Below are 25,466 nucleotides of genomic sequence, written 5' to 3'. Positions count from 1 at the left end.
AAACCTGTGCGTCGTGCACGTTTCGCGCCTATTGTGGGGTCGGTAACCGGTCAACCCCCGTGCTCCGGCCGCCAGCGAGGCCCGTATTCCCTAACCCTCAGTCATCACCGCAGGTGCCCCCGGCATCGGCGCCTTCTGCTGGAGAACCGAAGTTGAGCGCGACCGGATGGATCAGAGAGCGGTTCACCGGGCCGACCCCGGGTCCCGCTCCGAACACGACCGGCACCTGGCCGAGGACGGCGCTGGCGCTGCCGTTCATCGGCATGGCGCTGATCGTCGTCCTCGACTACCTCAGCGGCACCGGGGTGACGGTCGAACCCGCCCTCACCGCCGTGCCCGCGCTGGCCGCCGTGGTCAGCCGCCGCACCTGGTACCCGTTCGTCATCGGCCTGTACGCCGAGGCGGCGGGCTTCCTGATGGCCTTCCGCAGCGACACGCTCGGCTCGTCCGTGCACGCCGCCAGCGTCATCGCCATCCTGCTCGTCGCCACGATCGGCTGGGTCAGCGCCACCCTGAGGCTGCGCCAGGAACGGGCGCTGGCCGACGCCCAGCTGGTCGCCTCGATCGCCCGCCGGGTCCTGCTGCGGCCCGTCCCCGAGCGGGTCGGCACCGTCCGGGCCGCCGTCCACTACGAGGCCGCCGCCGCGCACGCCCGCATCGGCGGCGACCTCTACGAGGTGGTCAACACCCGGCACGGCGTACGGGCCGTGGTCGGCGACGTGCGCGGCAAGGGCCTCGGCGCGGTCGAGACGGCCGCCGCCGTGCTCGGCGCCTTCCGCGAGGCCGCCCACCAGGAGCCCGCGCTGGACCGGGTGGCCGGCTGGCTGGCCGTCAGCCTCGACCGCGCCCTGCACGAGAACGACCACCCGGGGGTGGAGGAGGAGTTCGTCACCCTGGTGCTGATCGGCGTCGGGCCCGACGGCGCCGCCGAGATCGTCAACTGCGGGCACCCCGCGCCGCTGCTGCTGCGCGGCGGCGAGGTCCGCCCGCTCGAACTCGCCGAGACCGTGCCGCCGCTGGGCGTCCTCGACCCGGCCGACGTCCGCCCGCCGGTCCACCGGGTGTCGCTGCAGGGCGACGACCGGGTGCTGCTGTTCACCGACGGGGTGATCGAGGCCCGCGATCGCGCGGGCGCCTTCTACCCGCTCGCCGAACGGTTCCCGCGCTGCGCCGACGGTCGTCCCGCCGACGTCCTGCAGCGCCTGCACGAGGACGTGGTGCGGCACGTCGGACGCCAGCTCGGTGACGACGCGGCCATGCTGCTCCTGCAGTACGACCCGGCCCCGACGGCCGGCATCCACGTCCCGCAGCAGGCCGGGGTCCTGACGCGGCAGCTGCCCCAGAGAACGCTGGAGCGAGAACCCTGGGGCTTGTCTGACAAGCCCTAGAGCGACACCTCGACCAGCAGTGGCCGGTGGTCCGACACCGCCGCGCGCGGCGCCGCGGCCGGGCCCACCGCCGTGCGCGGCACGCCGATCGCCAGCACGTGGTCGAACTGCACCGCCGGCCGGTGCGAGGGGTACGTCGGCGTGCGCGCCAGGTCGTACCAGCCCTGCAGGCGGGCCCGCGGCTCGCGCACCCGCCGCCGGCGCGGCTCGGCCAGGAGCGGCCGGGTCCGCCGGCTCGCCCGCAGCTCCCGCACCCGCACCCTGGGCGCGGTGCGCTCCAGCGCCGTCGCCCCGCCGAGCACCGTGCGCGGCACCGCGCCCACCAGGTTGAAGTCGCCCAGCACCAGGTAGGGCTGCGGCAGGTCGGCGATCCACCGCCGGATGCCCGCCAGCTGTGCCATGTTCCAGCCCGGCACGAAGGACAGGTGCGCCGCGACCACGGTGAACGGCCCGCGATCGCCCTCCAGCACCGCCGCCAGCGCGGCCCGCGGCTCGTCCGGCACCGGGGTCAGTCCGCGCCGCCCGGCCACCCGCAGCGGCAGCCCGAACGGCGCCGGGGCGAAGCGCCGGGCCCGCCAGTGCCGCACCGGGAGCCGGGTCAGTAGGGCCGTCCCGTACGAGGGCGGGGCGTCGTCGCCGACCTCACCCGGCCCGTACACCCGCAGGCCGTCGGGCCCGGACGGATCCGGCAGCCAGCCCGCCACCGGTGCCGGGCGGCCGTGCAGCGCGGCGGCGAAGCGCCAGTCCTTCGCGCCCATCGCCGCGGCCGCCACCGCCGCCTGGTCGGTGCCGCCGGAGCGCGCCTGGCGCCGGTCCACCTCCTGGAGCGCCAGTACATCGGCGTCCAGCGCGGCCACCGCCGCGGCCAACGGCTCGCCGGCGTCGGCCGGATAGGGCCGCGGCGCGCCGTCCGGGGCGAGCGGCTGACCGTGCAACAGGTTGAAGGTGGCGATGCGCAACTGGCTCACACCGCACGACGGTACCCGGTCGCCGGGGGAGGGGGGTGCGGGTTGAGACGGCAGGGCATACCGGGTATACATACTGAGTATGTCCATCCGTCACGGTCTGCTCGCCCTGCTCGACCAGGGCCCTCGCTACGGCTACCAACTGCGCACCGAGTTCGAGGCGCGCACCGGCGCCACCTGGCCACTCAACGTCGGGCAGGTCTACACCACGCTGTCCCGGCTGGAACGCGACGGCCTGGTCGAGCCCGCCGGGGAGGACGGGGAGGGCCACCAGTTCTACGCCGTCACGGAGGCCGGCCGCACCGAGCTGCGCGCCTGGTTCGACACCCCGGTACCCCGGACCAACCCGCCGCGCGACGAACTGGCGATCAAGCTCGCCATGGCCGTCACCGTCCCGGGGGTGGACGTCTCCGCCGTCGTCCAGGGGCAGCGCCGGCACAGCATCAAGGCGCTGCAGGACTACACCCGGCTCAAGGGCCGCGCCCTCGCCGGCGCCCCTCGGCCCGGTGAGGGGGGCCGGCCGGGCGCGGTGCCCTCGGCGAGCAACGACCTCGCCTGGCTGCTCGTCCTGGACCAGCTGATCTTCCAGACCGAAGCCGAGATCCGCTGGCTCGACCACTGCGAGACCCGGCTCGCCCAGCAGGCCGAACTCCTGCAGACCCGTACCGCCGAGGCCGCCCGCGACGGCGGTGCCGCACCCGCCAAACGCGGCCGCCGCCTGCGCACCTGAGCGCCCCGGCACCGAACCACCGGCCCGGGCCCCGACCCCGAGCCCACACCCAGTACTAGGGGGGAATCGTGTCCCACACCCAAGAGTCCCGGCAGGCGCCCGTGCTGCACCTGGAGGACGTCACCCGCGTCCACGGCCACGGCGCGGCCGAGGTCCAGGCCCTGCGCGGCGTCGACCTCAAGGTCCACCCCGGCGAGTTCGTCGCCGTCATGGGCCCCTCCGGCTCCGGCAAGTCGACCCTGCTGACGCTGGCCGGCGGCCTCGACAGCCCGAGCACCGGCCGGGTCCTGGTCGAGGGCGTCGCCCTCGGCGACCTCAACCGCAAGCGGCTCGCCCAGGTCCGCCGCCGCTCCGTCGGCTACGTGTTCCAGGACTACAACCTGATACCGGCCCTCACCGCCGCCGAGAACATCTCGCTGCCGCGCGAACTCGACGGCCTGTCGGCCCGTGCGGCCCGCCGCGAGGCCCTCGCCGCCCTGGAGGAACTCGGCATCCCCGAACTCGCCGACCGCTTCCCCGACGACATGTCCGGCGGCCAGCAGCAGCGGGTGGCCATCGCCCGCGCCCTGATCGGCGACCGCCGCCTGGTCCTCGCCGACGAACCCACCGGCGCGCTCGACTCCACCACCGGCGAGGCCGTCCTCGCCGTCCTGCGCGCCCGCTGCGACGCCGGCGCCGCCGCCATGATGGTCACCCACGAGGCCCGGCACGCCGCCTGGGCCGACCGCGTCGTCTTCCTGCGCGACGGCCGGATGGTCGACGAGTCCGTCAGCCAGGACGCCGCCAGCCTCCTGGTCAGCGCCGCCACCAACAGCATGAAGGTGGACGAGTGAAGCTCAGCGCCTGGCGGGTCGCCCTGCGCATCGCCCGCCGTGACGCCCTGCGCGCCAAGGGCCGCAGCGCCCTGGTCATCGCCATGGTCGCCCTGCCCGTCCTCGGTGTCACCGGCGCCGACGTGGTCTTCCGCAGCGCCGATCTCACGCCCGTCGAACACGCGGTACGGGTCATGGGCCAGGCCGCCGGCGCACTGGAGATGGTCGAACGCGGCTCCTCCGTCCAGCAGGCGCCCGACCCGGACACGGGGTTCACCATCCAGAACCCCAAGGACACCGCCAAGGACGGCGCCGCTCCCCAGGTCACCCCCGCGCAGCAGCGCGCCCTGGACACCGCACCCGCCGACCTGGCCCGGCAACTGCTCCCGGCCGGCGCCATCCTCGTGCCCGAACGGCAGGGCCCGTACACCGCGGCGAGCAGCACCGAGGGCCTGCTCAGCACCCGCGTCAGCGAGGCCGACCTGACCGACCCGGTCTGGAACGGCCGGATGAACCGGGTCAAGGGCCGCGCCCCGACGGGCGACCGCGAGGCCGCCGTCACCCCGGACTTCCTCAGGCGCTCCGGACTCAAGCTCGGCGACCGGACCGCCGTCCGCGGGTTGGAGGGCACCCCCTTCACGATCACCGGCGTCTACGAGTACCCCGGCGAACTGAACGGCACCGAACTCATCGCCCGCCCCGGCGCCGTCATCGACCAGCTCGCCAAGACCCCCGGCGCCACCCGCGGCCCGGCCGGCGGCACCGGTGAGCCCACCCGCTGGCTGGTCAAGCTCCCCGGCGGCGCCGGCCTCGACTGGCACAAGGTCACCGAACTCAACGAGTACGGCTTCAACCTCACCTCCCGCGCCGTCCTGATCGACCCGCCGGCCCGCGCCGACGTCCCGTACTACGTCGAACAGGACCGGCACCAGGTCGGCGACACCGCGTACTTCAACCAGACCGGCGTCGTCATCCTCGCCACCGTCGTCGGCATGGCCCTGCTGGAGATCGTCCTCCTCGCGGGCCCCGCCTTCGCCGTCGGGGCCCGGCGCTCCCGGCGGCAGCTGGGCCTGCTCGCCGCCGCCGGTGGTGAGCGCGCCAACGTCCGCGCCGTCGTCCTCGGCGGGGGCATCGTCCTCGGCGTCACCGGCGCTGTGGTCGGCCTCGGTCTCGGCGTCGGCCTGGCCGCGCTGCTGCGCACCCAGGCCGAGGAGTCCTCCGGTCGGCGCTTCGGCCACTTCGCCGTCCAGCCGCTCGACCTGTTCGGCGTGCTCCTGGTCGGCCTGGTCACCGGTCTGCTCGCGGCCGTCGTGCCCGCCGTCCAGGCCTCCCGCCAGGACGTCGTCTCCGCGCTCACCGGCCGGGACTCGCTCAAGCCGCCGAGCCGCAAGCTCGCCGTGCTCGGCCTGGTGATGCTCGGCGGCGGTGCCGCCCTCGCCCTGTTCGGTGCCACCAGCGGCAACCGCAGCCTCGCCGTCCTCGGCGGCTCGGCCATCGCCGAACTCGGCATGGTCGCGCTCACGCCCTACCTGGTCGGCCTCTTCGGCCGGCTCGGGCGCTGGCTCTCGCTCGGCCCCCGGCTCGCCCTGCGCGACTCGGTGCGCCACCGCGGCCGCACCGCGCCCGCCGTCGCCGCCGTCATGGCCGCCGTCGCCGGCTCCGTCGCCGTCAGCGTCTACACCGCCAGCTTCGAGGAGCAGTACCGGCGCGAGTACGTCGCCCACGGTCCCGCCGGTGCCGTCCTGCTCGGCACCGGCTGGCTGTCCGCTGCCGACACCAAGCTGCTGCCGCAGATGCGCGAGGCCGTCGAACGCGGCATCCCGGACCTCGGCCCGCGCGCCGACGTCCAGAGCGTGCACTACAAGGAGAGCTGCTCCGACGACGGGGGGTGCGGCTACATCAGCGTCGAGGTGCCCAAGGAGATGCGCTGCCCCGTCACCGACACGGACCGCGAGTTCGGTCCCGGCGAGGTCGAGCGGATCCTGCAGACAGACAAGCGCTGCCAGACCAACAACCGCCGCGGCAGCCCCTACAGCCCGCTGTCGGCCGGCGACGCCACCCTGCTGCACAACCTCTACGGCGTCACCGACCCGGCCGCCGGACAGGCCCTCGCGGCCGGCAAGGCCGTGGTCTTCGACGCCCGGTACCTCAAGGACGGCAAGGTCGCGCTGCAGTACTCCGAACCGGTCTCCTTCAGCGAGTACACCGCGGGCGGCAGCTCCAACAAGAAGCCCGTCCGGCACGAGATCGCCGTCGACGCGGTCCTCGCGGACGCCGCGATGCCCGCCCCCGGGCAGGCCGTGATCAGCCCGGACACCGCGGCCGGGCTCGGGTTCGCCACCTCGATGGCCGGCTCGGTCTGGCTGCCCGGCACCGTGCCCTCCGACGGCGCCCAGCAGAAGGCCGACGGCGCGCTCGCCAAGATCAGCGACCGCGACGTCCTCACCGTCGAGCGCGGCTACCAGTCCCGGGCCGGTCTCGTCACCCTCGGGCTGAGCGTCTTCGCCAGCCTGGTCGCCCTGGGCGCCGCCGGCATCGCCACGGGACTGGCCGCCGCCGACTCCCAGCGCGATCTGACCACCCTCGCGGCGGTCGGCGCCGAGCCGCGCATCCGGCGCTCGCTGTCCGGCTTCCAGTGCGGCGTGATCGCCGCCATGGGCGCCCTGCTCGGCGTGGTCTGCGGCATCGTGCCGGGCGTGGCACTGCGCAAGGTCGAGGGAGCGGCGCGCAGCTTCCCCGGCATGAGCCCGGACGAGATCGCCAACGGCGCGACCGTGGTCATCCCCTGGCTGACCATCGGAGCCACCGTCGTGGTGCTCCCGCTGCTCGCGGCCGGCCTGGCGGCGGTGCTCACCCGCTCGCGGATCACGATGCTGCGCCGCTCGGGCTGAGGCCCGCACCCCCTCCGTCACCCCCGTCCGCGCCCGTGCGCGGCGGGGGTGACGGAGGTTACAGCCCCGGGAACGCCCCTGAGCCGGAGGGCCGGGGCGGGCACCCGCACGGGCGAACTACAGTCGTCGGTATGACGAGTACCCCGGACAGCGTCGTCCGCTCCTACATCGACCGGCACCAGGCCGCCTTCCTCGAAGACCTCTCCGCGTGGCTGGCCATCCCGTCGGTCTCCGCCGACCCGGCCCGGGCCGGCGACGTGCGGCGCTCCGCCGAGTGGCTGGTCGGCAAGCTGCGCGACACCGGCTTCCCGGTCGCCGAGGTGTGGGAGACCGACGGCCTGCCGGCGGTGTTCGCCGAGTGGCCCTCCGGGGACGCGTCCGCGCCGACCGTCCTGGTCTACGGGCACCACGACGTGCAGCCCGCCGCCCAGGAGGACGGCTGGGACACCGAGCCGTTCACCCCGACCGTGGTCGGCGACCGGCTGTACGCGCGCGGCGCCGCTGACGACAAGGGCCAGGTGTTCTTCCACACCCTGGGCGTGCGGGCCCACCTGGCCGCGACCGGCCGCACCGCGCCGGCCGTCAACCTCAAGCTGCTGATCGAGGGTGAAGAGGAGTCCGGTTCGCCGAACTTCGCCGACCTGGTCCGCCGCGAGGCCGACCGGCTGGCCGCCGACGTGGTCGTCATCTCCGACACCGGCATGTGGTCCGCGTCCACGCCGACCGTCTGCACCGGCATGCGCGGCCTCGCCGACGCCCAGATCGACCTGTACGGGCCGGACACCGACATCCACTCCGGGTCCTTCGGCGGCGCCGTCCCCAACCCTGCCCAGGTCGCGGCCGAGCTGGCCGCCGCCCTGCACGACGCCGACCGCAAGGTGGCGGTCCCGGGCTTCTACGACGGCGTGATCGAGCTGACCGACCGCGAGCGCGAGCTGTTCGCCGAGCTGCCGTTCGACGAGGAGCAGTGGCTGGAGGTCGCCAAGTCGTCCGGCACCCGCGGCGAGGCCGGCTACTCCACCCTGGAGCGGATCTGGGCCCGCCCGACCGCCGAGGTCAACGGGATCTGGGGCGGCTACACCGGCCCCGGCGGCAAGACCATCGTCCCCGCGTCGGCGCACCTCAAGCTGTCCTTCCGGCTGGTCGCCGGGCAGGAGGTGGAGAAGGTCCGCGAGGCGGTGCGGGCCTGGGTGGCCGAGCGGGTGCCCGAGGGCGTCCGGTACGAGCTGGTGTTCCCGGGCGCGACCCGGCCCTGCCTGACCCCGCTGGACCACCCGGCGCTGCAGTCCACCGTCCGCGCGATGGGGCGGGCCTTCGGGCAGAAGATCCTCTTCACCCGCGAGGGCGGTTCCGGCCCCGCCGCCGACCTGCAGGACGTGCTGGGCGCGCCGGTGCTGTTCCTCGGCATCTCGGTGCCCTCGGACGGCTGGCACTCGGTCAACGAGAAGGTCGAACTCGACCTGCTGGCCAAGGGTGTGGAGACGGCCGCGTACCTGTGGGGCGACCTGGCCGAGAACTTCCGGCCCGGCGCGTGAGCGAGGGGCCGCGTACCGAGGCTGTCAGATCACTCATTCGGATGATTCACCACGTGGGGATGGAACGACGTGAGCACCGTGCCTGAGACCGAGCGCCCGCTGCAACTGGTACTGGCCCGGGCCGGGGTGGACCGGGCGGCCGAGCACCGGTTCGACGAGCCCTGGCTGGCGGCGGCCTGGAGCCACCCGAACACCCGGGTGCTGCCGATCGCCGGCGGCGAGGCGTTCGTCGTCGACACCGCGCAGGGCACCGAACTGGTGCTGCTGCCCTCCTTCGAGGCGCCGCAGGGCGGTGACCGGTACTTCCTCGGCACCGACCGGGACGGCGTCTCGTACTTCGCGCTGGCCGGCGAGAGCCTGCCCGGGCGCCTGGACGGCGACGCCCGTCCGGCCGGGCTGCGCGAGGTCGGCGGGCTGCTGTCCGACCGCGACGCCGGGCTGCTGGTACACGCCGTCGCGCTGGAGCACTGGCACCGGCTGCACAGCTTCTGCTCGCGCTGCGGGCACCCGACCGAGAAGGCCGGCGCCGGGCACGTGCGGCGCTGCACCTCCTGCGCGGCCGAGCACTACCCGCGCACCGACCCGGCGGTGATCATGGTGATCACCGACGAGGAGGACCGCTGCCTGCTCGGCCGTCAGGCGCTGTGGCCGGAGGGCCGCTGGTCGACCCTGGCCGGCTTCGTCGAGCCGGGGGAGTCCATCGAGCAGGCGGTGGCCCGCGAGGTGCACGAGGAGGCGGGTGTGCAGGTCGGCGAGGTGCACTACGTCGCCAGCCAGCCGTGGCCGTTCCCGTCCAGCCTGATGCTCGGCTTCACGGGCAAGGCGCTGCCGGGCGGCACCGAGATCACCGTGGACGGCGAGGAGCTGGCCGAGGCGCGCTGGTTCTCCCGCGAGGAGCTGCGGGCCGGGATGGAGGCGGGCGAGATCCTGCCGCCGTCCGGCATCTCGATCGCGCGGCACCTGGTCGAGCTCTGGTACGGCGAGCCGCTGCCGTCGGCGGCGCGCTGGTAATTCCTACGAAAAGGGGGCGTGCGGCCAATGCCGCGCGCCCCCTTTTTTCTTTCCGATCCCTTTCCGGATTCCTCACAACCGGATGTTCGTATCCGGACGGGCCAGGTCTGCTACCGGAAGGTGCCTGCGGATCCCCGTCGTCAACCCGCATGGACGACATTGCCGGAAACGGCTGAAACCGTGTCACCGCGCTCGCTACATTCACTCGGTGACAATCCCCCGGGGCACCGCCCAATCCCCCAAATACCAGCGCCTCGCCGCCGACCTGCGCCGTCGGATCGCCGAGGGCGAGTTCACCGCCGACGCCGCCCTGCCGGTCGAGAGCGAACTGGAGCGCCAGTACGGCGTCGCCCGCAACACCGTCCGCCTCGCCGTCGACGTCCTGGTCAACGAGGGCCGGCTGGTCCGGCTCCAGGGCAAGGGCACCTACCTGCGCGAACACCCGGTCCTGGACCATCGCGCCTACGGACCCACGCTGGCCCCCGCGCCGCGCGACTGCCTGGCCGGGCCCTCCGACGTCTACCTCGGCGAGGCCGCCGAAGCCGGGCGCGAACTCAGCACCGACTTCGAGATGATGATCGTCCGGGCCCGGGTCGACATCGCCGAACGGCTCGGACTGCGCCCCGGCGAGGCCATCGTGGTCCGCCGCCAGCTGCGGCTGCTCGACCGCGAGCCGTACTCCATCGAGGAGAGCCACTACCGGGCCGGCCTGGCCGCCGGCACCCCGCTGATGGAACCCGACCCCGTCGAGGGCGGCGACGAGGCCGTGCTCGCCACCCTCGGACGCACCGAGATCGGTGCCGTCGACCACCTGGTCGCCCGGATGCCCGGCCCCGAGGAGGCCCAGTGGTTCCAGGGCGGCCCCGGCGTGCCGCTCGTGGTGCAGACCCGCGTCACCTACGACCGGCGCGGGCCCGTCCGGGTCATCGAGACCCGCTACTCGGCCGACCGCAGCCGGCTCGTCTACGGCGTCGGCGACCTCGGCGCGCGCACCACCCTGCCCGCGCCCGCCGCGCCCGTCGACCCCGCCCGGGCCGACGCGACGTGACGCGCGCCGGCCCGGGCGACCCGGCCGGATCAGGCCGCCAGGGCCTTCTTGACCTGCAGCAGGCTCGGGTTGGTCATCACGACCCGCTCGCCGCCGCCCACCGGCGTCACCAGCACCGTCGGCACCGTCTGGTTGCCGTTGTTCACGGACTCGACGAAGGACGCCGAGGCCGGGTCCTCCTCGATGTTGATCTCGGTGTAGCCGATGCCTTCACGGTCCAGCTGGCTCTTGAGTCGGTTGCAGTACCCACACCAGGTCGTGCTGTACATCGTCACGGTGCCGGACATCGAGGGGGCTCCTTCGAAAGAGAGGTGCGTACGGTCTCCGGAGGAAACGTTCACCGGGCGACGGGCATTCCGGACCGCCATCGACCGCACTGCGGAGTGATCATCCTGCGATCACACCGGGCCTGTGGACAACCCCGCCCCCGTTGTCCCACCGGGCTGAGAAGATGGAACGCATGCAGGAAGACCTCTTGAGCGGCAGCCCGTACGACGCCCCCCACGGCTCCCCCTGGGCCGACCCCGGCGCCGCGACGGGCCCCGACGCCGTGCTCGCCGGGCTCGACCCCGAGCAGCGCGCCGTCGCCACCGCCCTGCAGGGCCCGGTCTGCGTCCTCGCCGGCGCCGGCACGGGCAAGACCCGCGCCATCACGCACCGCATCGCGTACGGCGTGCGCAGCGGCGTCTACCACCCCCAGCAGGTCCTCGCCGTCACCTTCACCGCCCGCGCCGCCGGCGAGATGCGCGGCCGCCTGCGCCAGCTCGGCGCCGAGGGCGTCCAGGCCCGCACCTTCCACGCCGCCGCCCTGCGCCAGCTCCAGTACTTCTGGCCCCGCGCCGTCGGCGGCCCGGTCCCCCAGCTCCTCGAGCGCAAGGTCCAGCTCGTCGCCGAGGCCGCCGGCCGCTGCGGCCTGCGCGTCCAGCGCACCGAACTGCGCGACCTCACCGCCGAGATCGAATGGGCCAAGGTCACCCAGATCAGCCCCGAGGACTACCCCGTCGCCGTCGCCAAGTCCGGCCGCGAAGCCCCCCGCGACCCGGCCGAGGCCGCCCAGGTCTACCGCGTCTACGAGGAGACCAAGAGCCGCCGCGGCAACATCGACTTCGAGGACGTCCTGCTCCTCACCGCCGCCATCCTGGAGGACCGCCCGGACATCGCCGACCAGGTCCGCTCCCAGTACCGGCACTTCACCGTCGACGAGTACCAGGACGTCTCCCCGCTCCAGCAGCGCCTGCTCGACCAGTGGACCGGCCCCGACGGCGGCGCCAGCCTCTGCGTCGTCGGCGACGCCAGCCAGACCATCTACTCCTTCACCGGCGCCACCCCCGACTACCTGCTGAACTTCCGCGGCCGCCACCCCGAGGCCACGGTCGTCAAACTCGTCCGCGACTACCGCTCCACCCCGCAGGTGGTCCACCTCGCCAACGGACTGCTCGCCCAGGCCCGCGGCGAAGCCGCCCGCCACCGCCTCGAACTCGTCTCCCAGCGCGAAGCCGGCCCCGAACCCGTCTACACCGAGTACGAGGACGAACCCACCGAGGCCGAGACCACCGCCCGCCGGATCAAGGACCTCCTGGCTACCGGCGTGCGCGCCAGCGAGATCGCCGTCCTCTTCCGCACCAACGGCCAGTCCGAGGTCTACGAGCAGGCCCTCGCCGACCTCGGCGTCCCCTACCAGCTCAAGGGCGCCGAACGGTTCTTCGAGCGCCCCGAGGTCCGCGACGCCGGAGTCCTGCTGCGCGGCGCCGCCCGCGCCGCCTCCGACCCGCTCACCGACGGCGCCCCCGACCTCGCCGGACAGGTCCGCGCTGTCCTCGCCACCCGCGGCTTCACCCCCGAGCCCCCGGCCGGCTCCGGCGCCGTCCGCGACCGCTGGGAGTCCCTCGCCGCCCTCGTCCGCCTCGCCGAGGAGTTCGAGCGCACCCGCACCGCCGCCGGCCAGGGCACCGACCTCGCCGCCTACGTCACCGAACTCGACGCCCGCGCCGCCGCCCAGCACGCCCCCGCCGTCGAGGGCGTCACCCTCGCCTCCCTGCACGCCGCCAAGGGTCTCGAGTGGGACGCCGTCTTCCTCGTCGGCCTCACCGAGGGCACCCTGCCGATCATCTATGCCAAGACCGACGAGCAGGTCGAGGAGGAACGCCGTCTGCTCTACGTCGGCGTCACCCGCGCCCGCAAGCACCTCAGCCTCTCCTGGGCCCTCTCCCGCTCCCCGGGCGGCCGGGCCAGCCGCAAGCCCAGCCGCTTCCTCGACGGGTTGCGGCCGGGCTCCTCCGCACCCGGCGCGCGGACCGGCGCGCGTGGCGGTCGCGGGGGCGTCGAGCCCGGCGAGCGCTCCGCCGCCCGGCGGGTCCGCGGACCGGTCACGTGCCGGGTCTGCGACCGGGTGCTCACCGAGGCGGTCGAACGCAAGCTGCGCCGCTGCGAGAGCTGCCCGTCCACGATGGACGAGGGGCTCTACGAGCGGCTGCGCGAGTGGCGGGCCCGGCAGGCCAAGGAGCAGGGCGCCCCGGCCTACGTGGTGTTCACCGACGCGACGCTGATGGCGATCGCCGAGGACGTGCCTGCCAGCCGCGGGGAACTGGCCTCGATCTCGGGGGTCGGCGCGATGAAGCTGGACAAGTACGGGGCCGCCGTGCTCTCGTTGTGTGCGGGGGAGGAGCCCGAGGAGGATCCGGACGGCGTCGAGGACGACGGTTCGGTCGATCCGGCGTGAGCCGGCACGGGCGCGGTCCAGGGGACTGCTCGGGGGACTTCGAAACCGGCTGCGGAGCGCGCCGTGGAACTCACCGCGAAAAATAGTTTGCGCGGCGTACCGGGAGCGCAATAGCCTGCCGGGGCGGTCAAGGGGACGCGATCGCACGGGGTGACACCTGTGCCGGTTCCCCTGCACCCACAGCTTCACTGCTTTACCGAGACAGACATCCGAACATTCGGAGCCGGGGAAACCTGGCTCCGCGAGACGCCGAGAGGAGGCGAGCACAGTGGGAAACATCATGATCACCAAAATGACTGGCCAGACCGTTGTCGCTGCCTCCCTGCGTGCCGCCCGTCTGCGGGCGCTCGCCGAGCTCGGTGGAACCGGTCTGGGTCTCGACACCACCGGTGTCTCCGTCATCTCCGCTGTCAGTGGTCTCGGACACACTGATCTGTGCCTCACGGGCAGCAGGAGCATCGAAGGCGCCGTCGTCGAGACCGGTCTGTCCCGTGACTGGGCGCCGGTCGGCACGTCGCGCTCCCCGCGCGATGAGCGACCGACCCAGGCACCGAAGGCAGCCGTAGCCGCCGCCCTGCATGGCGGCTATGCGCAGGTCATCGGTGCCGGAAACCCCCAGAAGCAGAACGAGCAGCAGATCAACCAGGCCATGGCCGCCTTCAACGGCGCCAAGGCCATCCGGATGCGGGCCTTCCGCGGGCCTGAACCCTGGAGAGAACGAACCTGAGTCAGCCTCAGGTCGGCACCTCCAGGGCCGCGGAACCCGTCACCACCGGGATCCGCGGCCCTTCTGTTTTGTCCGGTACGCAAGACCACCCAGGCCCTCCGGGGCCTCCGGCCCAGCACCACCAGTCGACTGGGCCGGAACCACTGAGAAGACGAGGAAGACGCCACAGTGTCCACGGTCATCACACCGCCCACCCCGTCCGTACCGCCGACAAGCCAGATCACCAAGGCCGACCAGGCCGACCCCCCGGAGGTTCTTTCCATGCAGATCACCTCGATCGAGCAGGCCGAAGCGCTCGGTCTCCCCATCCCCTGCCGCGCCTTCGACCCCGAGGTCTTCTTCGCCGAGACGCCCGCCGACGTCGAGTACGCGAAGTCCCTCTGTGGCACCTGCCCGGTGAAGGACTCCTGCCTGACCGGCGCCCTCGAGCGGCGTGAGCCGTGGGGCGTCTGGGGCGGCGAGCTGTTCGTCCAGGGTGTCGTCGTGGCCCGCAAGCGGCCGCGTGGCCGCCCGCGCAAGACCGAGGTCATGGCGTGAACCCCGCCGACCAGGCCAGGGTCGTCCGCCGGGGAGAGCAGCCCTCGCTGGACAGCGCCCTCCGCCGATCCGTGCGGATCGCCGCCGCCAAGGCCGACGCCGCAGCCCGTACCCCATTCCCGAGCACGCACCCCGAGCAGGACCACGACATGAACCCCGCCGCCGTCGATCCCACCGCCCGCGCCGAGCAGGCCACCGAACGTCAGACCCAGAACAGGATCCTCGAAATGCAACTCCTCCACGAATCCCTGGCCCGAGCCCATATGCAAGACAGGCTCCACGAGGCCGAGAACCAACGGCTCGTCAGCCGGGTCGTCCGGGCCCACAAGCTCAGGCAGCGGGCCGAGCGGGCCTCGCTGCGGGCCCGCAAGGCCCTCGCCGTGGCGCTGATGTAGTGCCAGCGGGCCCTCGGGCCCTTTCGCTTGACCCCCGTCGTGCCGCAGGCCGCTCCCCGAAGGTGGGGAGCGGCCTGCGGCCGTTGGGGCCGGCGTTGGGGCCGGCGCGTTCCGTCAGCTCTTCGGGACGCGGGGGGAGCCGGTGCTCTTGCGGGCCTTCGGCTTCTCCGGAACCAGCGGCTTTTCCGACTTCTCCGTCTTCTCCGGTCGCTGCGGCCGTCGCGGCCGGACCGTCCGGTCGGCGAACTCGGGCAGCCACTCCAGCATCTCCGCGCGGAACGGCGCCTTGGCGCCCAGCTGGCAGAGCACACCGATGGTGCTCAGCGTCACCCGGTGGATCAGCAGGTAGGCGGGCGGCAGGTTGAGCTGCTTGCCCAGGTTGTAGGCGGGCGAGCGCGGATCGGCGATCCGGGCCGCCTGGGCACGCATCCATGCCCGGGTGAAGTGGAAGTTCTCCACCGCGGCCGGCTCGATGATCGGCAGCAGGTAGTCCAGCACCGCGTCCGCGTCCAGCCGGATCGAGGGCTTCACGAAGCCCTCCTCGCGCAGCATCTTCAGGACGCCCGCCGCATCCCCGTCCAGCGCCATCCGCAGGGAGGCCCCGATCGGCGCGGGCAGGCCGCCCGGCAGCCGGTCCACCGTGCCGAAGTCCAGCACGCCCAGCCGCCAGCCGGACACCGGGCCGTCGTCCTTCAGCAGCCGGAAGTTGCCCGGGTGCGGGTCCGCGTGCAGCAGGCCGGTCCGGGACGGGCCGGCGAACAGGAACCGGGCCAGCAGCTGCCCGGCGCGGTCGCGCTCCTCCTGGGTGCCGCGCGCGATCACCTCGGCCAGCGGGGTGCCGTCCATCCACTCGGTGACCAGCACCTGGTCGGCCTGCGCCACCACGCCCGGCACCACGATGTCCGGGTCGCCGGCGAACTCCTCGGCGTGCCGGCGCTGGGCCTGCGACTCCAGCTCGTAGTCCAGCTCCTCCGAGACCCGCTCGCGCAGCTCGGCGATCAGCGGCTTGATGTCCAGCCCCGGGATCAGCGGGCCCAGCAGCCAGGCCACCCGGCTCAGCTGCGACAGGTCCGCGAGCAGCGCGTCGCCCGCGCCCGGGTACTGCACCTTGACCGCGACCCGGCGGCCGTCGTGCCAGACCGCCCGGTGTACCTGGCCGATCGAGGCCGCGGCCGCGGGGCGGTCGTCGAACTCCCGGAACAGCTCGCGCCAGTCGTCCCCGAGCCGCTGGGCGAGCGCGGTGTGCACCTTGGCGGCGGGCATCGGGGGAGCGGCGTCCTGCAGCTTGGTGAGCGCCGCCCGGTACGGACCGGCGACCTCCTCCGGCAGTGCGGCCTCGAAGACGGACAGCACCTGCCCGAACTTCATCGCCCCGCCCTTGAGCTCGCCGAGGACCTTGAACAGCTGGTCGGCGGTGGCCTGTTGCAGCTCGGCGGTGACCACCTCGGCGGAGCGGCCGCCGATCCGCCTGCCCAGGCCAAGCGTGGCGCGACCGGCTATCCCCAGCGGCAGGGCGGCGAGCCGTGCCGTGCGGGTCACTGCCTTGCGCGGAAGATCGCTCACCCCTGGCCTCCAATCCCTGGCCCCCCGACACCGGACGGCCGACCATCACTACGCCATTGTGCCCGCTCCCCGCGCCGCGCCCGCCGGAATTCCGCGAGGTGGGGCGGGGAGCGCCGCCCCTTTGCGGGGAGTTGGGCGGCTTGGTCCGGTCGGCCGGGGTCGGCCGCGGTGGGCCGGGCAGGCCGAGGGGCGGCCGGGGTCAGCGGGGCAGGCGCAGGGCGAGGCCGTCCAGGACGACCTCCAGGCCGTAGGCGAACTTGGCGTTGCGGACCTCGGCCGGGTCGGTGAGCGCGGCGGCGGCCGCGTAGGCGTCGGCGAGATGGGCGTAGTCGGCGCTGGCCTGCTGGGCGGCGGGCATCAGGCGGGCGATGAAGTCGGCCTCGCTCTCCCCGGAGCGGGCGACGGTGGTGAGCCAGGCCGCCTCGGTCGTGCTCATCCCGACGACGTAGGAGATGAGCGTGTCGATCGCCCGGACCGGCTCGGGGAAACCGACGGCGGCGAAGAAGGCAGTCAGCCGCTCGCCGTAGGACGCCAGGTTGGGGCCGAGGTAGGCGAGGCCGGCCTGGCCCAGCACGGAGGACAGCCAGGGGTGGCGCAGGGCCGTCGTCCGGAAGGCCTCGGCGGCCTCGGTGGCGGCGGCCCGCCAGTCGGGGCTGTCGGCGGGCGGCAGGGCCATCTCGCCGAAGACCTCGTCCACCGCGAGTTCCATCAGCTCGTCCTTGGTCGCGACGTGCCGGTAGAGGGAGGTGGCGCCCGCGTTGAGGCGGGTGGCGAGCTTGCGCATGCTCAGGGCCTCGGTGCCGTCGGCGTCCAGCATGGTGATCGCCTCGCGCACGATCGAGGCCCGGCTGAGGGAGGGCTGGTCGGGCTCGCGCTGTTGGCGGGCCCACACGGACGGGATCGGGTTCGTTCGGGCGGCCATGGGCTGCTCCTCCTCCTACGTGCTGCGTACACCGTTCGCATCGAGCGTACAGGAGTCAGTGGTTGCGCACACTGTTCCGCCATGCGTACAGTGTTCGCATCGACGGAACGCAGTGCGCACCGAAGGAACGGTGTGCGCGATTGGGGAGGGGAAGCTGATGTCAGCCGACAACGTGACCGAGGCCGGGGGCCGCAACCCGCACCGCTGGTGGATCCTGATCGTGCTCTGCCTGAGCTCGCTCGTGCTGGTGATCGACAGCATGGCCCTGACCGTCGCGGTCCCCTCGATGACCACCGACCTCGGCGCGAGTGCCCAGGACACCCAGTGGATCCTCGACTCCTACGTCCTGGTCTTCGCCGGCCTGCTGCTCACCTCCGGCAGCCTCGGCGACCGCTTCGGCCGCCGGAAGGTCATGATCATCGGATTGCTGCTCTTCGGAGCGGCCTCGCTCGCCGCGACCTTCTGCGCCAGCCCTGCCGAGGTCATCGTCGCCCGGATCGCGATGGGCGTCGGCGGCGCGCTGATCATGCCCTCGACGCTGTCGATCCTCATCACCGTCTTCGACGGGGACGAGCGCAACAAGGCGATGGCCGCCTGGGGTTCGGTCTCGATGCTGGGGCTGGTCGGCAGCCCGGTGCTCGGCGGCGTGCTGATCGCCCACTTCTCGTGGCACTCGATCTTCTTCATCAACGTCCCGGTGGTGGCGCTGGCGATCCTGGCGGGCCTGCTGCTGATGCCGGAGTCCAAGGGGCCGTGGCAGAAGCCCGACCCGCTGGGCGCGGTGCTGTCGGCCGTCGGCATGACCGCCCTGATCTGGTGGATCATCGAGATCCCGCAGCACGGCGCGTTCGCAGGCCGGGCGCTGGTCACCCTGGTCGTCGCGGTGGTCGCGCTCGTCGGGTTCGTGGTGTGGGAGAACGTCACCGCCGCGCCGATGGTGCCGCTGGCGCTCTTCAAGGCCCGCAACTTCAGCGGGGGTTCGCTGTCGCTGACCCTGGTCCAGATCGGCAACGGCGGGCTGCTGCTGGTGCTCACCCAGTACCTCCAGTTCGTGCTCGGGTACTCGCCGGTCAAGGCGGGCCTCGCGTTCCTGCCGCTGGCCGTCGCGGCACTGCTCGGCAACGGGTTCGGCGCCAAGTTCGCGGCGAAGTTCGGCAACCGGCTGCTGATCCTCGCCGGGATGCTCGTCATGGCCTCCTCGTTCGCGCTGCTGACCACCGTCTCGGCCGACACCGGCTTCGCCGTCCCGGCGGTGGCGCTCGGTCTGCTCGGCCTCGGGGCGGGCCTGGCGATGCCGGCCGCGGTGGGCGCGTTGATGGGGACGATCCCGGCGGAGCAGGCCGGCGTCGGCTCGGCGCTGAACGACACCATTCAGCAGGCGGGCACCGCGCTCGGCATCGCGATCCTGGGCTCGCTGCTGTCGAGCGGCTTCGCGAACGGGATGCCGGCCGGGATGCCGGAGCAGGCGAAGCACTCCATCGCCGGGGCGCTGGCGATCGCGAACGGGGACTCCGGGCTCGTCCGGACCGCCCGGGAGGCCTTCACCGGGGCGATGACGACCACTTTCACGGTCAGCGCGATCGGTGTGCTGGCGGCGGCGCTGGTGGCCACGCTGGTGATGCGGGACCGGAAGGCGGCGGCCGGGGCCGAGGAGAACACCGAGGAGGCGGTGGTCGCCGCCTGAGTCCCGGTCGGACGGAGTCCGGTCGGCGCGTGCGCCGGGAAGGCCGGCACCCTGCGGGGTGCCGGCCTCCGGCGCTCTTCGGCGTTCTTCGGCGCTGTGACTCGGCCCCTCGACCCCTCGGCCCCTCGACCCCTCAGCCCGGCGGCAGCGGCTGCCACAGGCACCCGCAGTCCGGGTGCCCCCGCAGCCGCAGCCGCCGGGCCATCCCGTCACCCGCCGACACCTCGCACCACCCGTCCACACTCGGCGGCCGGCCACCGTCCAGGTACACCTGCGCCTGCAGCGCGGCCAGTCCGGCGACCGCCGTGGCCAGGGCCGTGTCGCAGGCCGGCGTACGGGCGCGGCCCGGGCCCTCGTGGGCCAGCTGGGCCAGGACCCGCGGCCAGGCCGCGTCCTCGTCCTCCCTGCGCAGCACCAGGCAGTGCCCGCACGCCGACATCCCGGGGATCACCAGCGGCCCGACGACGCCGAACTCCTCGACCACGCCGACGTACAGGTGCGGCACCCCGGCCCGGAGCAGCAGCCGGGCCTCGTACGTCCCGCCCGCGAAGGCGGCGCTGCCGTCCCGGGGCGCGAGGACCACGAAGTCCGGTGGCGGGTCGCCGGGCCCGCGGCGCGGCGCCGGAGCCGGCGGACGGCCCGCGGCGCGCTGCACCGCCTCCCGGGCCGCCGTCGAGCGCAGCCGCCCGACGTCCCCGGGCGGCAGCCCCGCCGGGGAGCAGTCGCCCGGCGTGACCCGGCCGCCGTCCACGACGGTGACCGTGCCCGTGCCGCCGGCGGCGAGCACCGCGGCCACGGCGGCACCGACCCGGCCCGCGCCGCGTACCTCGATCCGCGCGTCGGCCCGTCGGGCCAGGATCGCCGGTGCGGCGCCCGGGCCGGAGTGGACCAGGGAGAGCGAGGCGAGGTCGGGCCCGAGCAGCTCCCGGTGCGGCTGGGGGAAGCGGGCCAGTGTCCGGTCGGCGGCCTCCGCGTCGTCCAGCAGCCCGGTCTCCGCCAGCTCGGTCAGCAGGGTGTCGGCCGGCTCGCGGCCGAGGCCGATCCGCTCGCCGGCCGCCAGGAGTTCGGGCCGGTCGCGCGTGCCGTCGAGCAGCCCGAGGAACTCGCACAGGGTCGGGTCGGCATTGCCGAGCACCCCCGCGTGGCGGGTGACGGTGCCGAACTGCAGGGTCTCGGAGTCCCGCCAACTGCGGGACAGGGCGGGCTTCAGTGCGAGGCGCACGGCGATCTTCCTCCCGATCGTTTCCGGACGGCTGACCGCAGCATGCCCCATCGGGCCGACGGGGCGGCGAAGGTTTTCCACAGGCCCGTACACATGATCGGACCAGCGGTTCGCACGCCCTGTGGATAACCGGCCATCCTCCCCGGCGTCGGTTTCCGGACACCCGCCGTCGACATTTCGTTCCCGATCACTCCATGAAAGATTCCGGCCATGGCAGCGGACTTCTGTCCGTGCCACCGGGTAACGTCGTGTGCCATGGCAGCCGAGCGGGACTCCCATCCACCGGCGTCGCGTCGGCGTGCCCGTGCAGCGTCCGGGTCGCAGATCGCGACGCCGAACACGCGCGGCCGCCCGGACCAGCTGCACCCGGAGCAGCAGCCGAGGTCGGCGCCGCCGCATCCGCCCGTCGGGGCGGTCTCCCCGGAGGCGCTCGACCGTAGCCGGGTCGAGGTGCGGCGCAGCGCCCGCCGCAGTCGTACGGTCTCCGCCTACCGCGAGGGCGACCGCACCGTGGTGCTGATCCCGGCCCGGATGTCGCACGCCGAGGAGCAGCGCTGGGTCGCGCAGATGCTGGAGAAGCTCGCCGCCCAGGAGTCCCGGCGGATCCCCGGGGACGAGGCCCTGATGACCCGGGCCCGTGAGCTGTCGGCCGCCTACCTGGAGGACCGCGCCCATCCCCGCCAGGTCCGCTGGGTCACCAACCAGAACTCGCGCTGGGGCTCCTGCACCCCGAGCGAGGGCACGATCCGCCTCTCCCACCGTCTCCAGGGCATGCCGGAGTACGTGCTGGACTACGTGCTGCTGCACGAGCTGGCGCACCTGCTGGTGCCGGACCACGGTCCGGCGTTCTGGGCCCTGCTGGAGGCCTACCCCCGGACCGAGCGGGCCCGCGGCTACCTGGAGGGCGTGGTCTCGGCGGCCCGGCTGCCGCACATCCCCGGTGCCCGGCACGCCGACCAGGGGTCCGACCCGGCCACCTCCTGCGGCTGACGCGCGCCGGGGGGCGGCGGAAGCCGACCGGAGAACGACAAGAAGGGGGCGCGGGCCGTATCGGCCCGCGCCCCCTTCTGCTGTCGCACGTCAGCCGGTCAGCTGCCGCGCCCGGGCCACCAGATCGCGCACCGAGTGGTCGGTGAGCTCCGGCAGCCCGTCGTAGTCGAACCAGCGCAGGTCCAGCGACTCCTCGCTGATCAGTGCCTGCGCGCCGGCCGGGGCCACCGCGATGAACTGGACGTCGAGGTGGGTGTTCTCCGGCCGGTCCTTGCCGGTGCAGCGGACCACGTGCCGGTCCAGCTTGGCCGGGACCGGGGCGCCGTCCGCCTCCAGCAGGACCAGGTCGGGGATGCCGGACTCCTCGACGGCCTCGCGCAGCGCGGCCGAGGCGAGGTCGCGGTCGCCGGGCTCGCAGTGCCCGCCCATCTGCAGCCACATGCCGACCTTGGGGTGCAGGGTGAGCAGCACCCGCCCGGCGGCCGGGTCGACGACGGCCGCGCTCGCGGTGATGTGCGCGGGCAGGCAGGACCGGTACATGCCGTCGGGCTGCGCGGCCAGGTGCGCCAGGTAGTCGAGCCGCAGCCGCTCCTGGTCCTCCTCGGCGGGGCGCCATGCGGACAGCGTGCGGACGGCGTCCGCGTGCAGGGGGGACGCGGACGTTCCGGGGTCCGTCATGCGGTGGGCTCGCCCTTCCCGTCGGTGTCGGTGCCGTCGGTCTTCGGCTTGCCGTCGTCCTCGGAGAGGCCGTCGTCCTTGCCGAGGTCGGGGCCCTTGGTGAGGTCGGGCTTGCCGGCCGCAGCCTCGCCGAGCAGCCTGTCGATCGCGTCGAAGTCGAGCCCGCCCTCCAGGCCGTCCGCGGTGCCCCGGTGCACGAAGGCGTCCGGGTCGTCGAGGTCGGCGGCGGTGGGCAGCATGTCCGGGTGCTCCCAGAGCGCGTCGCGGCCCTCGACGCCGCGGGCGTCGGCGAGCAGCGCCCACAGCCGGGAGGCGTCCCGCAGGCGGCGCGGGCGCAGCTCCAGGCCGACCAGGGTGGCGAAGGTCTGCTCGGCGGGCCCGCCGGCCGCGCGGCGCCGGCGGACGGTCTCGCGCAGCGCGCCGGCCTGCGGCAGGTGCGGTTCGGCGGCGGCGTGCACGACGGCGTCGACCCAGCCCTCGACCAGCGCGAGCGCGGTCTCCAGGCGGGCGAGCGCGGCCTTCTGCTCGGGGGTGTCCTCGGGCTGGAGCAGGCCGCCGGCGAGCGCGTCCTGGAGCGCCTCGGGGTTGCTCGGGTCGAGCTGGCCGACGAGCTCCTCCATGCGGGAGGTGTCGACCTTGATGCCGCGCGCGTAGGCCTCGACGGCGCCCAGCAGGTGGGCGCGCAGCCACGGCACATGGGCGAAGAGTCGCTGGTGGGCGGCCTCGCGCAGGGCGAGGTAGAGGCGGACCTCGTCGGCGGGCACGCTCAGGCCCTCGCCGAACTCGGCGACGTTCTGCGGCAGCAGCGCGGCCTGGCCGGCCGGGGCGAGCGGCAGGCCGACGTCGGCGGAGCCGACCACCTCGGCGGCGAGCGCGCCGAGGGCCTGGCCGATCTGGGTGCCGAACATGGCGCCGCCCATGGAGCGCATCATGCCCATCAGCGGGCCGGCCATGGCCTGCATCTCCTCGGGCAGGATGCCGCCCATGGCGTTGCCGACGCGCTCGGCGACCGGGTCGACCAGGTCCTTCCAGACCGGGAGGGTGGCCTCGATCCACTCGGCGCGGCTCCAGGCGACGGCGGTGCCGGCGCCGGAGGGGAACTCGGTGGCGCCGTCGAGCCACAGGTCGGCCAGGCGGACGGCCTCGGCGACGGCGGAGCGCTCGGCGGCGCTGACCGAGCGGTCCTTGCTCTTGCCCTCGGCGGGCTCGGCGACGACGCTCTGGCGGGCGATGTTCTTGGCGAGGTCCCAGTTCACCGGGCCGCCCTCGAACGAGAGCATCTGCCCGAGCTGCTGGAACGCGGCGCCGAGGTCGCCGGGGTTCATGCCGCCGAACATCGCGGCGAAGGGGTTGTCGGCGCCGCCGGGGCCGCCCGGGACACCGGGCATGCCGAACATCGCGCCGAAGGGGTTGCCGCCCCCGAAGCCGAACTGCTGCGGGCCGGAGGCGGACTGGTCCTGGTCCTTCTTCTGCGCGTCGTCGGGCTTGGCCTTGCCGTCCTCGGGCTCCTCGGGCGGAACGCCGAATCCGAAGGGAAGGTCGCTCACGGGGTCCTCGATCCGGTCGGCCGTCATGCGGGTGTGGCGGAAAAGTCTGCGCCCGGGGCGGCGGCGGAGTGGGGGACTCGGGGGCGGCTCCCGCGCGGCAGGTCCGCGCCGGGTGCACCGCCGGGCCTTCGCCTCGGGCAGGATGGACGTACGTGACACACGTCCGTACGCACATAAGCTAACCGTGGAGGATGGCCGGTGAGTTCCCCGCCCTCGGACGTTCGCTCTGGGCTGACCGGAGGAGAGGAGGCGTCGGACACCACGGCGTCGCCGCCTCCAGCCTACGGCGGACGGCCGCTGACCGTGGCGGTGACGGGCGCCGCGGGTGTGCTGGGGGAGCGGGTCGCCGCGCGACTGGTGGCCTCCCCGCACGTGAAGAAGGTCCTGGCGGTCGACGACCGGCGCGGCGAGGTCCCGGGCGTGCAGTGGCGGGTGCTGGACGTACGGGACCCGGCGGTGGCCGAGCGGCTGGTCGGGGTCGACGTGGTGGTGCACCTCGCGATGGACTTCGGCATGGAGTCCGACCCGCGGGCCCGCAGCGCCTACAACGTGCGCGGCGCCCAGACGGTGCTGACCGCGGCCGCGGCCGCCGGGGTGCAGCGGGTGGTGCTGTGCACCTCGGCGATGGTCTACGGCGCGCTGGCCGACAACGAGGTACCGCTGGCCGAGGACTCCGAGCTGCGGGCGACCGAGGAGGCCTCGCTGGTCGGGGACCTGCTGGAGATCGAGCGGCTGGCCCGCCGCGCGCCGCGCGCCCACCCCGGGCTGCAGGTGACGGTGCTGCGCCCGGCCGTGGTGGTGGGCCCCGGTGTGGACACCGTGCTGACCCGGCACTTCGAGGCGCCCCGGCTGCTGGTGGTGGCCGGCTCCCGCCCGTGCTGGCAGTTCTGCCACGCGGACGACCTGGCGGCGGCGCTGGAGTACGCGGCGCTGGGCCTGGTCGAGGGCGAGGTGACGGTCGGCTGCGACGGCTGGCTGGAGCAGGAGGACGTGGAGCGGCTGTCGGGGATCCGGCGGATGGAGCTGCCTGCCGCGCTGGCGCTCGGGACGGCCGCGCGGCTGCACCGGCTGGGCCTGACCCCGGCGCCGGCCGGGGACCTGGCGTACACGATGTACCCGTGGGTGGTGTCCGGCAGCCGGCTGCACGAGGCGGGGTGGCGCCCGGCGCACACCAACGAGCAGGTGCTGGCCGAGCTGCTGGCCCAGGTGTCCGGCAAGCACGCGGTGGCGGGGCGCCGGCTGGGCGGTAAGGAGGCCGCGACCAGCCTGGGGGCGGCCGGGGCGACGGTGGCGCTGGTCGGTACGGCGGCGCTGGTGCGCCGGGCCCGCAAGCGGCGCCGGTTCTGAGGCGGTGCCGGGTCCGAGGCGATGGCCGGGTCCGAGGCGATGGCCGGGTCCGAGGCGATGGCCGGGTCCGAGGCGTGCCGCTTCCGAGGTGCGCCGGTTCTGAGGCGTGCCGATCGACGGATCGGCGCCGTTTTCTCACGATGCGAAATTTCCACATCGTGATGCGGAAGACACTTGCCTCCGACCGGTCCGGATGAGGAATCATGGGGTCATGTCCGAGAACCACGACCCCATCCGCCTGCTCGCCATCCGCGACACCCCGCTCTCGCTGGACGAGGTGTACGAGGCGGTCGGCGACGACGCGGCCGGCGGCACCACCGTCTTCGTCGGGACGGTCCGTGACCACGACGGCGGCAAGTCGGTCGCCGCGCTGGAGTACAGCTGCCACCCCAACGCCGAGCAGGAGATGCGCCGGATCGCCGAGAAGGTCGTCGCCGACTTCCCGGTCCGGGCGCTCGCCGCGGTCCACCGGGTCGGCCGGCTGGAGATCACCGACAAGGCCGTGATCGTCGCCGTCTCCTGCGCCCACCGCGGCGAGGCCTTCGCGGCCGCCCGCCGGCTGATCGACGACCTCAAGCACGAGGTGCCGATCTGGAAGCACCAGGTCTTCGCCGACGGCGAGGAGGAGTGGGTCGGCGCCGGCAGCTGCTGACGCCGACCGCCCGCACCGGGGCGTCGCACCCGCCGTGAAGCCGCACCCGCCGTGAAGCCGCACCCGCCGTGGAGCCGCACCCGCCGTGGAGCCGCACCCGCCG

General features: G+C 74.0%; 23 protein-coding genes. 15 read left to right on the top strand and 8 right to left on the bottom strand.

The annotated features are described in order from the left end of the window. Positions 1–97 precede the first annotated feature (97 nt). Positions 98–265 (bottom strand): hypothetical protein, encoded by a 168-nt coding sequence (locus ACIBEC_RS06325; protein WP_360500033.1) that lies wholly within the window; start codon positions 263–265, stop codon positions 98–100. Here ACIBEC_RS06325 and ACIBEC_RS06320 point away from each other — a divergent pair. Then, complete coding sequence (locus ACIBEC_RS06320) at positions 264–1,388, top strand: PP2C family protein-serine/threonine phosphatase (RefSeq protein ID WP_360500036.1); 1,125 nt, start codon at positions 264–266, stop codon at positions 1,386–1,388. The genes ACIBEC_RS06325 and ACIBEC_RS06320 overlap by 2 nt on opposite strands. Here the strand turns inward: ACIBEC_RS06320 and ACIBEC_RS06315 are convergent. Continuing rightward, positions 1,385–2,356 (bottom strand): endonuclease/exonuclease/phosphatase family protein, encoded by a 972-nt coding sequence (locus ACIBEC_RS06315; protein ID WP_360500039.1) that lies wholly within the window; start codon positions 2,354–2,356, stop codon positions 1,385–1,387. The two genes, ACIBEC_RS06320 and ACIBEC_RS06315, sit on opposite strands and share 4 nt — an antisense overlap. Before the next feature lie 79 nt (positions 2,357–2,435). Between ACIBEC_RS06315 and ACIBEC_RS06310 the strand changes: the two genes are divergently transcribed. The 6 genes from ACIBEC_RS06310 (at position 2,436) to ACIBEC_RS06285 (ending at position 10,380) form a co-directional block, all read left to right on the top strand. After that, the gene (locus ACIBEC_RS06310; RefSeq protein ID WP_360500041.1) at positions 2,436–3,083 is read left to right on the top strand and encodes a PadR family transcriptional regulator; all 648 of its coding nucleotides are present in this window, start codon (positions 2,436–2,438) and stop codon (positions 3,081–3,083) included. 68 nt (positions 3,084–3,151) lie between these two features. Further along, positions 3,152–3,916 (top strand): ABC transporter ATP-binding protein, encoded by a 765-nt coding sequence (locus ACIBEC_RS06305; protein WP_360500044.1) that lies wholly within the window; start codon positions 3,152–3,154, stop codon positions 3,914–3,916. After that, positions 3,913–6,786: an FtsX-like permease family protein gene (locus ACIBEC_RS06300; protein WP_360500046.1), complete on the top strand. Its 2,874-nt coding sequence runs from the start codon at positions 3,913–3,915 to the stop codon at positions 6,784–6,786. Before ACIBEC_RS06305 ends, ACIBEC_RS06300 begins: the two co-directional genes overlap by 4 nt. A 131-nt stretch (positions 6,787–6,917) precedes the next feature. After that, positions 6,918–8,321 carry a dipeptidase gene (locus ACIBEC_RS06295; RefSeq protein ID WP_360500049.1) on the top strand — a complete coding sequence of 468 codons (1,404 nt, stop codon included), beginning with the start codon at positions 6,918–6,920 and terminating at the stop codon, positions 8,319–8,321. Positions 8,322–8,390: 69 nt separating this feature from the next. Continuing rightward, complete coding sequence (gene nudC / locus ACIBEC_RS06290) at positions 8,391–9,332, top strand: NAD(+) diphosphatase (protein WP_360500052.1); 942 nt, start codon at positions 8,391–8,393, stop codon at positions 9,330–9,332. A 208-nt stretch (positions 9,333–9,540) separates the two neighbouring features. Continuing rightward, the gene (locus ACIBEC_RS06285; protein WP_360500055.1) at positions 9,541–10,380 is read left to right on the top strand and encodes a GntR family transcriptional regulator; all 840 of its coding nucleotides are present in this window, start codon (positions 9,541–9,543) and stop codon (positions 10,378–10,380) included. A 29-nt stretch (positions 10,381–10,409) separates the two neighbouring features. Here ACIBEC_RS06285 and ACIBEC_RS06280 read toward each other — a convergent pair whose 3' ends face one another. Further along, positions 10,410–10,667, bottom strand: coding sequence for a mycoredoxin (locus ACIBEC_RS06280; protein ID WP_030236313.1), 258 nt, complete (start codon positions 10,665–10,667; stop codon positions 10,410–10,412). A 164-nt stretch (positions 10,668–10,831) separates the two neighbouring features. Between ACIBEC_RS06280 and ACIBEC_RS06275 the strand changes: the two genes are divergently transcribed. The 4 genes from ACIBEC_RS06275 (at position 10,832) to ACIBEC_RS06260 (ending at position 14,758) form a co-directional block, all read left to right on the top strand. Then, a complete protein-coding gene (locus ACIBEC_RS06275) occupies positions 10,832–13,099 on the top strand; it encodes an ATP-dependent DNA helicase UvrD2 (RefSeq protein ID WP_396287763.1) in 2,268 nt (755 codons plus the stop codon). Positions 13,100–13,379: 280 nt separating this feature from the next. Beyond that, positions 13,380–13,826, top strand: coding sequence for a hypothetical protein (locus tag ACIBEC_RS06270; RefSeq protein WP_360500058.1), 447 nt, complete (start codon positions 13,380–13,382; stop codon positions 13,824–13,826). 168 nt (positions 13,827–13,994) lie between these two features. Beyond that, a complete protein-coding gene (locus tag ACIBEC_RS06265) occupies positions 13,995–14,363 on the top strand; it encodes a WhiB family transcriptional regulator (protein ID WP_396287762.1) in 369 nt (122 codons plus the stop codon). Next, positions 14,360–14,758: a hypothetical protein gene (locus tag ACIBEC_RS06260; protein ID WP_360500061.1), complete on the top strand. Its 399-nt coding sequence runs from the start codon at positions 14,360–14,362 to the stop codon at positions 14,756–14,758. Before ACIBEC_RS06265 ends, ACIBEC_RS06260 begins: the two co-directional genes overlap by 4 nt. Before the next feature lie 114 nt (positions 14,759–14,872). Here ACIBEC_RS06260 and ACIBEC_RS06255 read toward each other — a convergent pair whose 3' ends face one another. Together ACIBEC_RS06255 and ACIBEC_RS06250 are read right to left on the bottom strand one after the other, a co-directional pair. Then, positions 14,873–16,321 (bottom strand): AarF/UbiB family protein, encoded by a 1,449-nt coding sequence (locus ACIBEC_RS06255; protein WP_360500064.1) that lies wholly within the window; start codon positions 16,319–16,321, stop codon positions 14,873–14,875. A 199-nt stretch (positions 16,322–16,520) separates the two neighbouring features. Continuing rightward, positions 16,521–17,243 carry a TetR/AcrR family transcriptional regulator C-terminal domain-containing protein gene (locus tag ACIBEC_RS06250; protein WP_360500067.1) on the bottom strand — a complete coding sequence of 241 codons (723 nt, stop codon included), beginning with the start codon at positions 17,241–17,243 and terminating at the stop codon, positions 16,521–16,523. A 157-nt stretch (positions 17,244–17,400) separates the two neighbouring features. Between ACIBEC_RS06250 and ACIBEC_RS06245 the strand changes: the two genes are divergently transcribed. After that, complete coding sequence (locus tag ACIBEC_RS06245; RefSeq protein WP_360500069.1) at positions 17,401–18,927, top strand: MFS transporter; 1,527 nt, start codon at positions 17,401–17,403, stop codon at positions 18,925–18,927. Positions 18,928–19,060: 133 nt separating this feature from the next. Here the strand turns inward: ACIBEC_RS06245 and ACIBEC_RS06240 are convergent, their stop codons facing one another. Next, positions 19,061–20,149: a TOMM precursor leader peptide-binding protein gene (locus tag ACIBEC_RS06240; protein WP_360500072.1), complete on the bottom strand. Its 1,089-nt coding sequence runs from the start codon at positions 20,147–20,149 to the stop codon at positions 19,061–19,063. Between the two features lie 255 nt (positions 20,150–20,404). On the opposite strand from ACIBEC_RS06240, the gene ACIBEC_RS06235 reads away from it, so the two are divergent. Continuing rightward, on the top strand, positions 20,405–21,139 hold the full coding sequence (locus ACIBEC_RS06235; protein WP_360500075.1) for a YgjP-like metallopeptidase domain-containing protein: 735 nt from the start codon (positions 20,405–20,407) through the stop codon (positions 21,137–21,139). Between the two features lie 90 nt (positions 21,140–21,229). Here the strand turns inward: ACIBEC_RS06235 and ACIBEC_RS06230 are convergent, their stop codons facing one another. Further along, entirely contained in the window at positions 21,230–21,817 is a 588-nt protein-coding gene (locus ACIBEC_RS06230; RefSeq protein WP_360505610.1) for an NUDIX hydrolase, read from the bottom strand. Further along, positions 21,814–23,364 carry a zinc-dependent metalloprotease gene (locus ACIBEC_RS06225; RefSeq protein ID WP_360505613.1) on the bottom strand — a complete coding sequence of 517 codons (1,551 nt, stop codon included), beginning with the start codon at positions 23,362–23,364 and terminating at the stop codon, positions 21,814–21,816. Before ACIBEC_RS06225 ends, ACIBEC_RS06230 begins: the two co-directional genes overlap by 4 nt. A 198-nt stretch (positions 23,365–23,562) precedes the next feature. Between ACIBEC_RS06225 and ACIBEC_RS06220 the strand changes: the two genes are divergently transcribed. Further along, positions 23,563–24,711 (top strand): NAD-dependent epimerase/dehydratase family protein, encoded by a 1,149-nt coding sequence (locus tag ACIBEC_RS06220; RefSeq protein ID WP_396287760.1) that lies wholly within the window; start codon positions 23,563–23,565, stop codon positions 24,709–24,711. 211 nt (positions 24,712–24,922) lie between these two features. Beyond that, positions 24,923–25,363 (top strand): molybdenum cofactor biosynthesis protein MoaE, encoded by a 441-nt coding sequence (locus ACIBEC_RS06215; RefSeq protein WP_360505616.1) that lies wholly within the window; start codon positions 24,923–24,925, stop codon positions 25,361–25,363. Positions 25,364–25,466 lie beyond the last annotated feature (103 nt).

The organism is Kitasatospora sp. NPDC051164 (assembly GCF_044455625.1).
GTDB lineage: Bacteria > Actinomycetota > Actinomycetes > Streptomycetales > Streptomycetaceae > Kitasatospora.
This window is presented reverse-complemented; position numbering and strand designations above follow the sequence as displayed.